The sequence below is a fragment of the Leifsonia sp. GW821-FHT13C09 genome (assembly GCF_058806435.1).
The window spans coordinates 22,954-37,037 of record NZ_JBXAPS010000001.1 but is presented as its reverse complement, the minus strand read 5'-3'; the positions used below and the strand labels follow the sequence as shown (position 1 = coordinate 37,037).

At 71.4% G+C, this 14,084-nt stretch carries 13 protein-coding genes; 7 read left to right on the top strand and 6 right to left on the bottom strand.

What is annotated here, in order from left to right; genetic code table 11:
• Nucleotides 1–53: 53 nt before the first annotated feature.
• On the top strand, nt 54–611 hold the full coding sequence (locus AC1ROW_RS00175) for a MarR family winged helix-turn-helix transcriptional regulator (RefSeq protein ID WP_493016876.1): 558 nt from the start codon (nt 54–56) through the stop codon (nt 609–611).
• On the opposite strand, the gene AC1ROW_RS00170 is transcribed toward AC1ROW_RS00175, so the two are convergent.
• A complete protein-coding gene (locus AC1ROW_RS00170) occupies nt 592–2,094 on the bottom strand; it encodes an SDR family oxidoreductase (RefSeq protein WP_493016875.1) in 1,503 nt (500 codons plus the stop codon). The genes AC1ROW_RS00175 and AC1ROW_RS00170 overlap by 20 nt on opposite strands.
• A 92-nt stretch (nt 2,095–2,186) precedes the next feature.
• Between AC1ROW_RS00170 and AC1ROW_RS00165 the strand changes: the two genes are divergently transcribed.
• Both AC1ROW_RS00165 and AC1ROW_RS00160 read left to right on the top strand, forming a co-directional pair.
• Complete coding sequence (locus tag AC1ROW_RS00165) at nt 2,187–2,528, top strand: DUF7882 family protein (RefSeq protein WP_493016874.1); 342 nt, start codon at nt 2,187–2,189, stop codon at nt 2,526–2,528.
• A gap of 127 nt (nt 2,529–2,655) precedes the next feature.
• Entirely contained in the window at nt 2,656–2,838 is a 183-nt protein-coding gene (locus AC1ROW_RS00160) for a hypothetical protein (RefSeq protein WP_493016873.1), read from the top strand.
• 48 nt (nt 2,839–2,886) lie between these two features.
• On the opposite strand, the gene AC1ROW_RS00155 is transcribed toward AC1ROW_RS00160, so the two are convergent.
• Entirely contained in the window at nt 2,887–3,798 is a 912-nt protein-coding gene (locus AC1ROW_RS00155; RefSeq protein WP_493016872.1) for a sigma-70 family RNA polymerase sigma factor, read from the bottom strand.
• 192 nt (nt 3,799–3,990) lie between these two features.
• Here AC1ROW_RS00155 and AC1ROW_RS00150 point away from each other — a divergent pair, with 192 nt between their 5' ends.
• Nucleotides 3,991–5,484, top strand: coding sequence for an MFS transporter (locus tag AC1ROW_RS00150; RefSeq protein WP_493016871.1), 1,494 nt, complete (start codon nt 3,991–3,993; stop codon nt 5,482–5,484).
• Nucleotides 5,485–5,515: 31 nt separating this feature from the next.
• On the opposite strand, the gene AC1ROW_RS00145 is transcribed toward AC1ROW_RS00150, so the two are convergent.
• Nucleotides 5,516–6,481, bottom strand: coding sequence for a DNA topoisomerase IB (locus AC1ROW_RS00145; protein ID WP_493016870.1), 966 nt, complete (start codon nt 6,479–6,481; stop codon nt 5,516–5,518).
• The gene (gene ku, locus AC1ROW_RS00140; protein WP_493016869.1) at nt 6,478–7,404 is read right to left on the bottom strand and encodes a non-homologous end joining protein Ku; all 927 of its coding nucleotides are present in this window, start codon (nt 7,402–7,404) and stop codon (nt 6,478–6,480) included. The genes AC1ROW_RS00145 and ku overlap by 4 nt, the downstream gene beginning before the upstream one ends.
• Before the next feature lie 148 nt (nt 7,405–7,552).
• On the opposite strand from ku, the gene AC1ROW_RS00135 reads away from it, so the two are divergent.
• Nucleotides 7,553–9,979 carry an ATP-dependent DNA ligase gene (locus AC1ROW_RS00135; RefSeq protein WP_493016868.1) on the top strand — a complete coding sequence of 809 codons (2,427 nt, stop codon included), beginning with the start codon at nt 7,553–7,555 and terminating at the stop codon, nt 9,977–9,979.
• On the opposite strand, the gene AC1ROW_RS00130 is transcribed toward AC1ROW_RS00135, so the two are convergent.
• On the bottom strand, nt 9,966–11,537 hold the full coding sequence (locus tag AC1ROW_RS00130) for a bifunctional phosphatase PAP2/diacylglycerol kinase family protein (protein ID WP_493016867.1): 1,572 nt from the start codon (nt 11,535–11,537) through the stop codon (nt 9,966–9,968). The two genes, AC1ROW_RS00135 and AC1ROW_RS00130, sit on opposite strands and share 14 nt — an antisense overlap.
• A gap of 75 nt (nt 11,538–11,612) precedes the next feature.
• On the opposite strand from AC1ROW_RS00130, the gene AC1ROW_RS00125 reads away from it, so the two are divergent.
• Together AC1ROW_RS00125 and AC1ROW_RS00120 are read left to right on the top strand one after the other, a co-directional pair.
• On the top strand, nt 11,613–12,047 hold the full coding sequence (locus tag AC1ROW_RS00125) for a hypothetical protein (protein ID WP_493016866.1): 435 nt from the start codon (nt 11,613–11,615) through the stop codon (nt 12,045–12,047).
• An 89-nt stretch (nt 12,048–12,136) separates the two neighbouring features.
• Entirely contained in the window at nt 12,137–13,402 is a 1,266-nt protein-coding gene (locus AC1ROW_RS00120; protein WP_493018323.1) for an MFS transporter, read from the top strand.
• A 37-nt stretch (nt 13,403–13,439) separates the two neighbouring features.
• Here AC1ROW_RS00120 and AC1ROW_RS00115 read toward each other — a convergent pair whose 3' ends face one another.
• The gene (locus tag AC1ROW_RS00115; protein ID WP_493016865.1) at nt 13,440–14,075 is read right to left on the bottom strand and encodes a putative glycolipid-binding domain-containing protein; all 636 of its coding nucleotides are present in this window, start codon (nt 14,073–14,075) and stop codon (nt 13,440–13,442) included.
• Nucleotides 14,076–14,084 lie beyond the last annotated feature (9 nt).

The window sequence follows — 14,084 nt, the reverse complement described above, 5'->3', positions numbered from 1 at the left end:
CTGGTTAGCAAATAACTTAGCACGCTTCTTACGCTGGGCAATAGGATGTCTCCATGACTTCCAAGGAGGAGGCCCGCCGCATCTCCGGGTCGCTGATCGACCCGCGCGTGATCGACCCGCGGCAGGAGCTCGTGCGCCACGACGACCTCAGCGACGAGGAGCTGAAGCAGGTCATCGGCGTGCTGGACGCCGTCCGGGGCTGGCGGGAGGCCGAACAGCGACTCAGCTTCGAGTCGCGCACGGCGATGCAGCTCAACGAGACCGACATGCGGGCGCTGCGCTACATCATCGCGTCCACGAACGCCGATGTCGCGGTGACCGCCGGCGCCCTCGCCGAGCACCTGCACATCTCCACCGCCTCCGTCACAAAGCTGCTCGACCGGCTGGAGCGCGCCGGCCACATCGTGCGCAAGCCGCACCCCACCGACCGGCGCGCCGTCACGGTCGAGATCACCCCGGAGACCCACCGCCAGGTGCGCCGCACGATGGGCCTGCAGCACGCCCGGCGCTTCGAGGTGGCGCGGGCGCTCAGCCCCGAGGAGCGCGAGATCGTGACGCGCTTCCTGAACGACCTGAGCGCGACGACGCTCGTCACCGCTCCGCCGGAGTGACCCCTTCCGGAGGCGCGGTGCGCGCAGCGCGTTCGGCCTCCACGACGATCCGCTCGGCCATCCCGGCGAAGATGACGCCGTGGAACGGCAGGATGGCCAGCCAGTACAGCCGCCCGGCCAGCCCGTGCGGGAAGAACACCGCGCGCTGACGGTACCGGGAACCTGTTCCGTCGGGTGTCACACCGAGCTCCAGCCAGGCGAGGCCGGGCACCCGCATCTCGGCCCGCAGCCGCAGCGCCGACCCGCGTTCGATGGCCTCGACGCGCCACCAGTCGAGGGCGTCGCCGGTCTGCAGCCGGTCGGCGTCGCGCCGGCCCCGGCGCAGGCCCACCCCGCCGGCCAGCTTGTCCAGCCAGCCGCGGAGCGCCCAGGCGAGCGGGAACGAGTACCAGCCGCGGTCGCCGCCGATCCCCTCGATCACCCGCCAGAGCTCCTGGGGCGGCGCCGTGCTGGCCCGCTCGCGCACGTCGGTGTAGACGGTGTGGCCCGACCAGTCCGGATCGCTCGGCAGCGGATCGCTGGGCGCCCCGGAGACGGAGGCGTCCTGCCAGCTCGTCTCGACGGTGCCCGCGCGCAGTCGTGCGAGCGCCAGCCGGACGGACGCGCGATAGCCGGTCAGACCGCCCTCCGGCGGAGGGATCACGGCGTCGATGTCGTGCTCGCGCATCACGCAGTCGTACTGCAGCGACTCGATGATGGGCACGGCGAGCGCCCGCGGGATCGGCGTGACCAGGTTCACCCACTGCGACGCCAGCCACGGCGTGAACACGGGAAGCGAAGCGATCGGCCGCTGCCGCAGCCCGGCCTCCAGCGCGTAGCCGTTCATCATCTGCCCGTAGCGGAGGATGTCGGGGCCGCCGATGTCGAAGGCGCGCGACACCTCCGCTGGGAGTTCGGCGGCCTCCAGCAGATAGTGCAGCACGTCGCGCACCGCGATCGGCTGGATGCGGTTGCGGACCCAGCGCGGCGCCGGCATGTACGGCAGGACATCGGTGAGCTGGCGGATCATCTCGAACGACGCCGAGCCCGAGCCGATGACGACGCCGGCCTGCAGCACGACGGTGGGCACGCCGGAGTCGAGGAGGATGCGGCCGACGGCGACGCGCGAACGCAGGTGCCGGGACAGCGGGCCGTCCGGGTGCAGCGCGCCGAGGTAGACGATCCGGCTCACGCCCGCGGCTGCGGACGCCTCGGCGACGGACCGGGCGCCGTCCGCCTCCTCCTCGTCGAAGTCCCCGGTCGCGCGCATCGAGTGCACGAGATAGTAGACGACGTCCACGCCGCGCACGGCCTCCGCGACGGACCCGCGGTCGTGGAGGTCGCCCTGCACCACCTCCACGTCCGGCGCCCAGGGGACGTCGGTGAGCTTGAGCGGCGAGCGGACGAGGACGCGCACACGGTAGCCGCGCTCCAGGAGGCGGGGCACCAGCCGGCCGCCGATGTAGCCGGTGGCGCCGGTGACGAGGACGCGTCGAGGTTCCACCGTGCGACCTTACCCCCGGCGCGCGGAAAAGCGCCGCGCCGCTTTCTCGCGCCGAATACCTGCATCCACAGGGATTCCGGTACGGTTCTCGCATGGGAAAGCTCGTTTACGGCGGTACGACGGAGATCGGATTCGAAGACCGGGTTCTCGCGCATCTGCAGATCGTCGTCGGGCTCAAGCTGCGGCGGAAAGAGGGCTTCTTCTTCTCCTGGCGCGATGAGCAGGGCGTCGGCGACGGCCGGAGCGCCATCTGGGTGGACCCCGCCATCCCCCTCCTGTTCCGGTACAGCGGCGGCCGGCCGCCGTCGATCAACAAGCAATGGCTGGAGCAGCTCACACTGTCCTCCAACAGCGCGCAGGGTCTCCAGCTCACCGAGGAGATCGGCGCGCTCGGCGCCGACGAGGTCAACGCCGACTCGCCTCCCGGCCGCTGAGGCCGCCCCGGCGGCAGCGCTCCGCCACTCGCCTGCCGCCAACTCGCTGAGAGAAGTTCAGCGATCGTTGCTGCTCTCCCTCCGCACCCCTAATCTGGCGGTGATCATGGCAGAACGGAGGCACGCCATGGCACAGGAATCAGAAGACCCGCTGGTCGCCGCCGCTCCGGCGGAAGCGCCCGTGGCGGAGACCGTCGCCGCCCCCGCAGATGCGGAGGCCGGCGCGGACGAGGCCGCCTCCGGGGACCACCCCGGCGACATCCCGTTCGACCAGGCGGTCGCGGAACACGAGAACCCCGCGCTCGGTTGAGCACGGGGTTCCCGTCATCGCGTGCGCGCTGCGCTCAGCGCGACGCGGTCAGCGCAGGTATTCGAGCAGCTCGGGGCAGCGCAGGCGCTTGAGGCTGCGGGTCTCCAGCTGGCGCACGCGCTCGCGGGTGATGCCGTAGACCGCGCCGACCTCGTCGAGCGTCATCGGCTTCTGACCGTCGAGGCCGAAGCGCATCCGGACCACCTTCGCGTCGCGGGGCGGGAGCTCGCGCAGGCGCTCCTCCAGGTCGCGGTGACGGAACTCGACCTCCACCGACTCGGACGGACCCGGCGCGTCACCGTCCTCGATCAGGTCGCCGAGCTCGGCGCCCTCGTTCTCGCCGACCGGCACGGCCAGCGACACGGTCTCGGAGTCGCTCATCTGCAGCTTGTGCACTTCGGCCGGCGTTAGATTGGCGGCCTCCGCCATCTCCTCCAGCGTGGGCGTGCGGCCCAGCTCGCCGCCGAGGTCGCGGCGGATGCGGTCGAGCTTGTCGATCTTCTCGACGGTGTGCACCGGGATGCGGATCAGACGGGCGGTGTCGGCGATGCCGCGGAGGATCGACTGGCGGATCCACCAGGTGGCGTAGGTGGAGAACTTGTTGCCGGTCCGGTAGTCGAACTTCTCGACCGCGCGCACCAGGCCGAGGTTGCCCTCCTGGATCAGGTCCATCACCGCGAGCCCGCGGCCGGCGTAGCGCTTGGCGATGCTCACGACGAGGCGGAGGTTCGCCTCGATGAAGCGCTCGAAGGCGCGCTTGCCGTCGTCGGCCAGGTACTGCAGCTCCCGCTTCTCCTGCGGGGTGAGCCCGGGGCGGGTCGCCAGGCGGTCGCCGGCGAGCACGCCGATCTCGATCCGCTTGGCCAGCGCGACTTCCTCGTCCGCCGTCAGCAGGCGGGTCCTTCCAATGGAATTGAGGTAGTCGCGGACTGGATCATTGGTCACTTCGAGCGTCGTCATCGTGTCATCCCATTCCATCGTGCGCAGGTGTTTTCTGCCTCGATTCGTGAGCCAACGGTGTCAGAATGCGCAGTACCCCAACAAGGGGTTGACAAGGGTGGTAAGGCTCGCTAGGCGTGTCGTTTGCCCTCTCGCAAATACCCGCTTGTCAAGGGCCTCCCACCGGAATGGCAGGCTCGTACTCTCCTGAACATGAGCGTGCATTCATCTGATTCCCAGGGCGCGGCGGGCCTCAAGACCATCCGTACCACCATTCCCGCCCGTCTCGACCGGCTGCCGTGGTCGCACTTCCACTGGCTCGTCGTCGTCGGGCTCGGCACGGTGTGGATCCTCGACGGGCTCGAGGTCACCATCGTCGGTGCGATCGCGAGCCGCCTCACCGAGAAGGCCTCCGGGCTCGGACTGACCACCCCGCAGGTCGGCCTCGCCGCCGCGATCTACGTCGCGGGCGCCTGCGTGGGGTCGCTGGTGTTCGGCTATCTCACCGACCGTTACGGCCGGAAGAAGCTGTTCATCATCACTCTCGGCCTCTACCTGCTCGCGACGGTGCTCACCGCGTTCTCGGTGGCGCCGTGGATGTTCTTCGTGTTCCGCTTCTTCACCGGCGCCGGCATCGGCGGCGAGTACGCGGCGATCAACTCCGCGATCGACGAGCTCATCCCGGCCCGCCGCCGCGGCGTGGTGGACCTCGCCATCAACGGGTCGTACTGGCTCGGAACGGCGTTCGGCGCCATCCTCACGGTGTTCCTTCTCAACACGGCGATCTTCCCGGCGAACATCGGCTGGCGCATCGCCTTCGGCCTGGGCGCGGTGCTCGGGCTGGTGATCCTCCTGGTGCGCAGGAACGTGCCGGAGTCGCCGCGCTGGATGTTCATCCACGGCCGCGACGAGGCGGCCGAGAAGGAGGTCTCCGAGATCGAGCGCGACATCGAGAAGGAGCGCGGCTCCGACCTCGAGGCCGTGGCGGACGACAAGGCGATCGAGATCCACCAGCGCCGCTCCACCGGATTCGGCGAGATCATCCGGGTCGGCATCCACCAGTACCCGAAGCGCTCGATCCTCGGGCTGTCGCTGTTCATCGGCCAGGCGTTCCTCTACAACGCCGTCTTCTTCACCTACGCACTGGTGCTGACGAACCTGCTCAAGGTGCCCGCCGACCTGGCGCCGTGGTCCCTGATCCCGATCGCGATCGGCAACTTCCTCGGCCCGCTGCTGCTCGGCCGGCTGTTCGACTCGATCGGCCGCCGGTTCATGATCACGCTGTCGTACGTCGGCTCCGGGGTGCTGCTGATCGGCACGGCGCTGCTCTTCTCCGCGGGCGCGCTCGACGCGGTCTGGCTGACGGTGTGCTGGATGGTCGTGTTCTTCTTCGCCTCGGCGGGAGCGAGCGCGGCGTACCTGACGGTGAGCGAGATCTTCCCGATGGAGACCCGCGCGATGGCGATCGCGTTCTTCTACGCGGTCGGCACCGCGGCCGGCGGCATCGTCGGCCCGATCCTGTTCGGCCAGCTCATCGGCGGCGGTGTGCAGGCGGTGGCGGTCGGGTACTACATCGGCGCCGGGCTGATGATCGCGGCCGGCCTGGTCGAGCTCTTCCTCGGCGTGGACGCGGAACGGAAGTCGCTGGAGGACATCGCGGCGCCGCTGTCGGCGGGGACGCCGGCGCAGTCGGCGACGAAGCGGTAGCCGCCCGGGCGGTAGCGGCCGGCGGCGGCCGTCAGCTCAGGAGCTCCAGCAGCGCGGGCTCCGGAGCGCGGCCGCCGCGGGTGTCGATGACCTCCCCGGACCGGTAGCGGTCGAACACCCGCGGGTCGATGTAGCTGTTGCGAGCGATCGTCGGAGTGTTGCCGAGGGCGTCCGCGGCCTCGGCGACCGCCGCCGTGACCCGCTTCGCGCGCTGCGCCTCCTTGTCCGCGATCCCGAGCCCGGCGAGCGCTTCGGCCGCGACGATCGTGCCGTGCAGCGTCCGGAAGTCCTTGGCCGTGAACTCGCCGCCGGTCTGCCGCTGGATGTACTCGTTCAGCGACGCCGGCCGGATCGTGTGCCAGGTCCCGTCCTTCCACGACAGCAGCCGGGAGCGCTGACCGCGCACGGCGATGATCTCGCCGAGCAGCGCGGCCAGGTCGGCGTCCTCGATGGTGCTGGCCCACTTCTGCGCCGACTTGGCCGGGAAGGTCAGGGTCACTTCGTCGCCGTCGATGGCGGCATGCCGGCAGAGCAGCGTGGTCAGTCCACGGCTGCCGTTGGCGTGCAGGTACTCCTCGCTGCCGATCCGGAGGCTGCCGAGGTCGATGATGCGGAACGCGGCGGCCAGGATGCGGTCGCGCCCGAAGCCCTCCCGGCGCAGGTCCATCGTGACCTTGCGGCGAGCGCCGGGCAGCGTCTCGGCGAGCTGGACGGCGCGCTCGAACTTGATCCGGTCCTGACGCAGCCGCCAGGACTCGTGGTACAGGTACTGCCGCCTCCCGGCCGCGTCCGTCCCGACGGCCTGGATGTGGCCGCGGGCGTCCGGGGAGATCCAGACGTCCTTCCAGGCGGGCGGGATCACGAGCGAACGGATGCGCTCCAGCTCGCGCTCGTCCACGATGCGGTTGCCCGACTCGTCCTCGTAGACCGGACCCTTCGCGGACGGCCGGCGGGTATAGCCCGGCCCGGAAGGGTCGCTGCGGCGCAGGCGCGTCACGCAGGCTTCTTGGTCTTCGCCGGAGTCTTCGCTGCGGTCTTCGTTGCGGTCTTCTTGGGGGGAGCCTTCTTCTCCGTCGCCGCCGGCTTCTTCTCCGCGGCGCTCTCGGAAGCCGCCTTCGAGGATCCGCCGCCCCTGCTCCGCTCGACGCTGCGCTGCAGCGCCTCCATCAGGTCGATGACCTCGCCGCCGCCCTTCTTGGCCTCCTCCTGCTCCTCGCCGAAGGTCGCGGCTGTGTCGATGGTCTCGCCCTGCTCCAGCTTGGCGTCGATCAGCTTGCGCAGCTCCTCCTGGTACTCGTCGCTGAACTTCTCCGGCTCGAAGTCACCAGCGAAGCTCTCCATCAGAGCGGAGGACAGCGTGAGCTCCCGGTCGCTGATCCGCGGCGTGGTCTCCAGCGCGGGGAAGTCCGCCGCGCGGATCTCGTCATGCCACAGCATCGTCTGGAGCACCAGGACGTTGCCGCGGACGCGCAGCGCGCCGAGCCGGGTCTTCTGCCGCAGCGCGAAGTTGACGATCGCGGTGCGGTCCTCGTCCTCCAGCGTCTTGCGCAGCAGCGCGTAGGCCTTGAGCGACTTGGAGTCCGGCTCCAGGTAGTAGCTGCGGTCGAACATGATCGGGTCGAGCTGGTCGTTGGGCACGAACTCGACGACGTCGATCTCGCGGCTGCGCTCGGCGGGCAGCGACTCCAGGTCCTCCGGGGTGAGGATGACCGTCCGTTCGCCGTCGTCGTACGCCTTGGCGATGTGCTCGTACGGGATGGTCTTGCCGTCGATCTCGCACACGCGCTTGTACCGGATGCGCCCGCCGTCGGCGTCGTGCACCTGGTGCAGCGCCACGTCGTGGTCCTCGGTCGCGCTGTAGACCTTCACCGGCACATTGACCAGCCCGAAGGTGATCGCTCCCGTCCATATGGCCCTCATGGGACCATCGTGTCCGCGCCGCCCCGCAATTTCAACACAAACCATCCGCCGAGTACGCGAATTATCTGCGGATTCGACGGTTTCCACCTGATTTTCTGCGTACTCGCGGGTCTACTCGGTGGGGTTGGGGGCGGCGTACGGTGTGTGCATGGCTGCGGAGGACACGGAGACGGTCTCGATCGACGGGCACCGGCTCAAGCTGACGAACCTCGACAAGGTCATGTACCCGGAGACCGGGACCACCAAAGCCGACATCATCGGCTACTACAGCGCCATCGCCGACGTGATGATCCCGCACACCCGCGACCGCATCGCCACCCGCAAGCGCTGGGTGCACGGCGTCGGGACACCCGAGAAACCCGGCGAGGTGTTCTTCCAGAAGAACCTCGACCCGGCCTCCACCCCGAGCTGGGTGAAGACGCGCACCATCCGGCACAAGACCAGCGAGAACACCTACCCGCTCGTGAACGACCGTGCGACGCTCGTCTGGCTCGCGCAGATCGCGTCGCTGGAGCTGCACGTGCCGCAGTGGCGCGTCGGCCGCGGCGACACGCGGCACAACCCGGACCGCCTGGTGCTCGACCTCGACCCGGGCGAGGGCGCGACGCTGCAGGACTGCGCGGAGGTCGCCCGGCTGGCCCGCGCCATCCTGGCGGACATGGGGCTCGATCCGCTGCCGGTGACCAGCGGGTCGAAGGGCATCCACCTCTACGCGCCGCTGGACGGCTCGCAGACCAGCGACCAGGTCTCCGCGGTGGCGCACGAGCTGGCGCGGGCGCTGGAGGCCGACCACCCCGATCTCGTGGTCAGCGACATGAAGAAGGCGCTGCGCGCCGGCAAGGTGCTGGTCGACTGGAGCCAGAACAACGGCGCCAAGACGACGATCGCGCCGTACTCGCTGCGCGGGCGGTTCCGGCCGACCGTCGCCGCGCCGCGCACGTGGCGGGAGCTGGCGTCGAAGGACCTGCGGCACCTGGAGTACACGGAGGTGCTGGAGCGGGTGAAGCGTCGCGGCGACCCCCTGGCCGACCTGTCGGCCGGGCACCTGGCGGCCGAGGGGATCAGCGCGGCGGACACCGACCGGCTGACGACCTACCGCTCCAAGCGCGACGCCGAGAAGACGCCCGAACCGGTGCCGTCGGTCAGCCCGGACGCCGTCGACGGCCGTTCGTTCGTCATCCAGGAGCACCACGCCCGCCGGCTGCACTGGGACTTCCGGCTGCAGCACGACGGCGTGCTGGTGAGCTGGGCGCTGCCGAAGGGGCCGCCGACCGACCCGAAGCAGAACCACCTCGCCGTGCACGTGGAGGACCATCCGCTGGAGTACGGCACGTTCGCCGGCGACATCCCGCACGGCGAGTACGGCGCGGGCCACGTCGACATCTGGGACCACGGCGAGTACGAGCTGGAGAAGTGGCGGGACGATGAGGTGATCGCCACGCTGCACGGACAGCCGGACGGCGGCCTCGGCGGCGAGCCGCGGAAGTTCGCCCTCATCGCCACGAAGCAGGGCGGCGACGAGAAGAATTGGCTCATCCACCTGATGAAGGACGCGGGGGCGGAGGCGGCGCAGGCTGCGCCGAAGAAGGCGTCGCCCGAACCCATCACCGATGCCCCCATCTCCCCCATGCTCGCCACCCTCGGCTCGCGGGCCGACATCCACGACGAGTCGGAGTGGGCGTTCGAGATGAAGTGGGACGGCATCCGCGCGGTCGCCGTCGTGCGCGACGGCGCCCTCCGGCTGACCACCCGGAACGGCAACGACGTGACCGGCACCTACCCCGACCTGGCCGGCCTGGTCGACCTCGCGGGCGACCACAGCCTGGTGCTCGACGGCGAGATCGTCACGCTGACCCCGCACGGGCGGCCGGACTTCGGCCTCCTGCAGACCCGGATGGGCCTCACCCGTCCGGCGGAGGTGCGCGCGGCGGCCGAGCGCGCGCCCGCCCACTACTTCGTCTTCGACCTGCTCGAGCTCGACGGGACGGACCTCCGGAAGAAGACCTACGACGAGCGCCGCGCAGCTCTGCAGGAGACCCTCCGGCCGCCGAAGGACGACCCGGTGCAGGTCCCGCCGGCGTTCGCGGGCGACGTCGACCACGCCATCTCCTCATCCCGGGAACTGGGCCTGGAGGGCGTCATGGCCAAGCAGCGCGACGGCACCTACGCGACCGGCCGGCGCTCCCGCACCTGGATCAAGATCAAGCACCACCTCACGCAGGAGGTCGTCATCGGCGGCTGGACCACCGGCAACGGCCGCCGCGCGAACGGCATCGGCGCGCTGCTGCTCGGCATCCCGGACGGCGACGGGCTCCGCTACGTCGGCAAGGTGGGCACCGGGTTCACCGACGCGATGCTCGACGACCTGGCGAAGAAGCTGGCCGCGCACCCGCGGACGACTCCCCCGCTGACGGGCGTGCCCTCGCTCGACGCGCGCGGCGCCCACTGGGTGCGGCCGGAGTACGTCGGCGAGGTCGAGTTCGCCGAGTGGACGGGCACCGACCGGCTGCGTCAGCCGTCCTGGCGCGGCCTGCGACCCGACAAGCGCGTCGACCAGGTCGTCAAGGAGAGCTGACCGGCGCGTACACGGCGAGTCCCGCCGGCAGGATCCGCAGGTCCAGGCCGGGACCGGGCGTCGTTGTGGAGGCCTCGCCGTCGTGGGCGTAGCCCGGGTCCTCGTTCCGCGTCCGCACCGAGATGCGCTCCGCGGTGAAGCCGTCGATGACCGGAGGTCCCTGCACGAAGGGAAGTCGCGCCACCAGCGCGTCGGTGCGGCCGCCGAACGCGAGCGCGACCGCGCCTCGGGTCTTCGGGGTCCGGCCGGCGTCGAGGATGCGGATGTCCAGCAGCCCGTCGTCCAACCGCCGGCGTTCGATCGGCGCGACGGTGACCGGGTAGTAGCGGTCGACTCCGACGAACACCGACCAGATGGTTCGCGGCCGCCCGTCGACCTCCAGCTCGACGGGGGTGCTCTTCCGCACCACCCGGATGGCCGCGATCACGGCCGCGAGCGGCTTCCCCCAGCGGTCTTCGTGCCGCTCCCGCTCGGCGACGAAGGCCGGGTAGACGCCGACGGAGGACGTGTTGAGGACCGTGCGTGTCAGGGTGTCGCCGTCGTCGCCCGCCGGGAGCCGCAGCTCGGCCACGTCCACGCGGCGTCCCGTGCCCGCCGCGAACGCGTCGAGCGCGATCTCCAGGGTGTCGGCGCCGATCGCCTTCGCGAAGTGGTTGAACGTGCCGCCGGGGAGCACGAGCAAGGGGAGGTCGGCGAGGCGCGCTTCATGGGCCATCGCCGCCACCGTGCCGTCGCCCCCGGAGACGCCGAGCACCCGGGGCGGCTCGGCGGAGCCCAGCTGCTCCCGCACCAGCGCGGCGATGTCGTCGCCCTCCTGAAGCTCGTGGACACGCGCCTCGGGGAACCGCTCGCCGAGGAGCTCCCGCGGGTCCGGGCGGTCCAGCCCGGCGCCGGAGCCGGGGTTGACGACGACGAACGCGCCAGCGCCGCGCGCGAGCACCGGGAGCTCGACGGCCGACGCGGTGGGCGCGCCGCGCTCCGCGGCCGGCCGGAGCCGGCGGAACGCGGGCCCCAGCGCCCTGACCAGCAGGGCCGCGCCCGCCCCGATCGCCGCTCCGCCGACGACATCCGAGAACCAGTGCGCCCCGGTGTGCAGCCGGGAGTAGCCGACGCCCGCGGCGAGGGGCGCCAGAGCCGCGCCGGCGGCCGGCGCGTCGAGCGCGACGCCGGTCGCGAAGGCAGCCGCGCTCGCGGTGTGACCGGACGGGAACGACGGGGAGGTCGGCGAACGGTGCAGCCGCCGCGCGACGGGGATGGAGGCCGGCACGGGCCGCTCGCCGCCGACGAGCCGCTTGCCCACGACGTTGGCGATCAGGCTGGCCAGGCCGAGCGAGACGAGCCCGCGGGCCGCCGCCCGCGGCTTGCCGAGGGCCACGAGCACGGCGGCGACGGCGAACCAGAGCTTGCCGTGGTCGGCCGCGCCGCTGAGCAGGCGCCAGAACCGGTCGACGCCGGGTCCGGTCTTTCGACGGGCGATCCGGCGGGCGACCTCCTCGTCCGTGCGGACGACGCGGTCGGGAAGGCTGAGCCGGGGCCCCCGGCGGCGGTCAGCGGACATGGCTCCAACCTACCCGCCCGGCGCCGGGCCGGAAGCGTGTGCGGCCGCGTCCGGGCGGGCGGTAGGATCGTCGTCGTGACCACGCACATCATCGCTGAGCCCCGCACCGAGAACGAGATCGACGACGAGCACGGCGGGCTCGTCCGCAGCCTGAGCGCCACGCTGCCGCCCCTGGTCGGCAACGCGCTCGCGACCCTCGTCGTGCTGCTCACCCTCGTGCTCGGCGTCATCAGCCTGGTCGCGACCTGGACCGGCAACGCGCACGCATTCCTGCCGCTGTTCCAGGTGACCGTCGCCGGCACCGTCGTGTCGCTCAACGCCCTCTACGCGCGCCGCACCTTCAGCTACGTCATCACGCTGATCGGCGCCATCCTCTGGCTCTGGGTGTCGGTCACCCCGTTCCTGCCCTTCTTCCAGGTCGTGCTGCAGGCCGTCACGGTCACGGTGATGGTCGCCGGCGTCGTCTTCTCGCTCGCGGCGGTGTCGCTCAGCAAGAAGCCGCGCTTCTGAGCGCCGGGCAGGCTCCGGGCACCAAGGAGCCCGACGATACGAACGAGCCTCGGCTCGCGCACGCCCGGCACTTCGTCGACCTCAGCCCGCTGAGGGAGTCGCCGGCGTTCGCCCGGCTCTGGCTCGGCGGCGCCATCTCCGGCATCGGCGGCCAGATGACGATCGTGGCCGTCGGCCTCAACATCTACGACCTCACGCGCTCGACGCTGGCCGTCTCGCTCGTCGCCCTGTTCGCTCTGGTGCCGATGATCGTCTTCGGGCTGTACGGCGGCGTGCTCGCCGACGCGTTCGACCGGCGAACAGTCGCGCTCGTGACGGCGGTCGTCGCGTGGGCCTCCACCGCCGGGATCGCCGTGTTCGCCTGGCTCCACGTCCCGGTCGTGTGGCCGCTGTACATCCTCACGACGATCAACGCGGTCGCCTCGGTCATGATCGGCGCCACCCGGCAGGCGATCACGCCGCGCCTGCTGCCCGCGCGGCTGCTGCCCGCGGCGAGCGCGCTCGGCGGGATCGGCATGGGCGTGATGGTCACCGTCGGGCCCGCGCTCGCCGGCCTCCTGGTCGCGAGCGTCGGCATCCCGTGGACGTACACGGTCGATGTCATCCTGTTCACGGCGGCGTTCCTCGGGATCTTCACGCTGCCGAGCCTCGTGCCGGAGGGCGAGCGGCAGAGCGCCGGGCTGGCCTCCGTGCTGCAGGGGCTGCGCTTCCTGAAGTCCGCGCCGAACCTGTCGATGACCTTCGTGCTCGACATCATCGCTATGACCTTCGGGCAGCCGCGGGCGCTGTTCCCGGCGGTCGGCGCCCTGCTCATCGGCGGCGGACCGGTGACGGTCGGCATCCTGACCGCGGCCGGCGCGGTCGGGACGCTGGTGTCCAGCGTCTTCTCCGGGCGGCTCGGCGGGGTCCGGTGGCAGGGCCGCGCGGTGGAGCGGGCGATCATCGTCTACGGCGCGTCGATCCTCGGCTTCGGCATCGTCCTGGCGGTGGTCGCGTTCAGCGGAACGACCGGAGGCGCGGCCTCCATCGCCCAGGCGAACCTGCCCGCGTTGATCGCGGCCACCGTGCTGCTCGCGGCCTCGGGCGCGGCGGACAACGTCAGCTCGATCTTCCGGATGACCATCCTGCAGGCGTCGGCGCCCGACGTGATGCGCGGGCGGCTGCAGGGCGTGTTCACCGTGGTCGTGACCGGCGGCCCGCGGCTCGGCGACCTCTACATCGGCGTGCTCGCGCTGACCGGGGCGCTCTGGTTCCCGCCGCTGCTCGGCGGCCTCCTGATCGTGGTCCTCGTCGCGACCATCGTGCGCGTCCGGCGCAGCTTCCGCGACTACGACGCCCTCGCGGCCACCCCCTGATCCGCCCGGCGGGTGAGCGCGTCGGCGGGCCGGCGGCTCAGCGCGTGCGGATGCGGCGGGCGAGGCGCGGGTAGTCGATGACCAGGCCGTCCTCGTCCACGCCGAGGTCCGCGATGAATCCGCTGCCGACTCTCCGGTAGCGCACGACCGAACGGCCCGCCCCCGCGTCGAAGGGTTCGGCCGCGCTGTACGCCTGCCGGCTGGCGACCACCGCGAGCGATGGCAGGTCCACCCACGCCATCGTGAGCTCGGTCTCCTCCAGGCCCCGCAACGCCCCGAGCCGGAGGATCGGCATCGTGTTCGTCACCGGGCACAGCGCCAGGTCGCAGTCGAGCGCGCCATCCAGGCTCCCGGGATCGGCGATCCCCGGCGCCGCCATCGGCTCGTCGTGGTAGCGGTCGTCACCGTGGGTGTACGACTCGGCGGCCCAGCGGCCGTGGGCGTCCCGGGTCAGGACGAGCCAGCGGGTGAAACCGCGGCCGTCGACCGCGACAGAGAGCCGGGAGGTCACCCAGTCCGGCCCGGTCTCCAGCGCCCAGCTCGTGACGTAGTCCGTCGTGCGCGAGGTGCCGAGCGCGTCCAGCCGGTCGGGCGCGAGGGTGACGACCGCCGCCTCCAGCCGCTCCGGGTCCTCGTCCCCGACCCACTCCACGTGCCGCACCGTTCCGCGCATCGCGTCCTC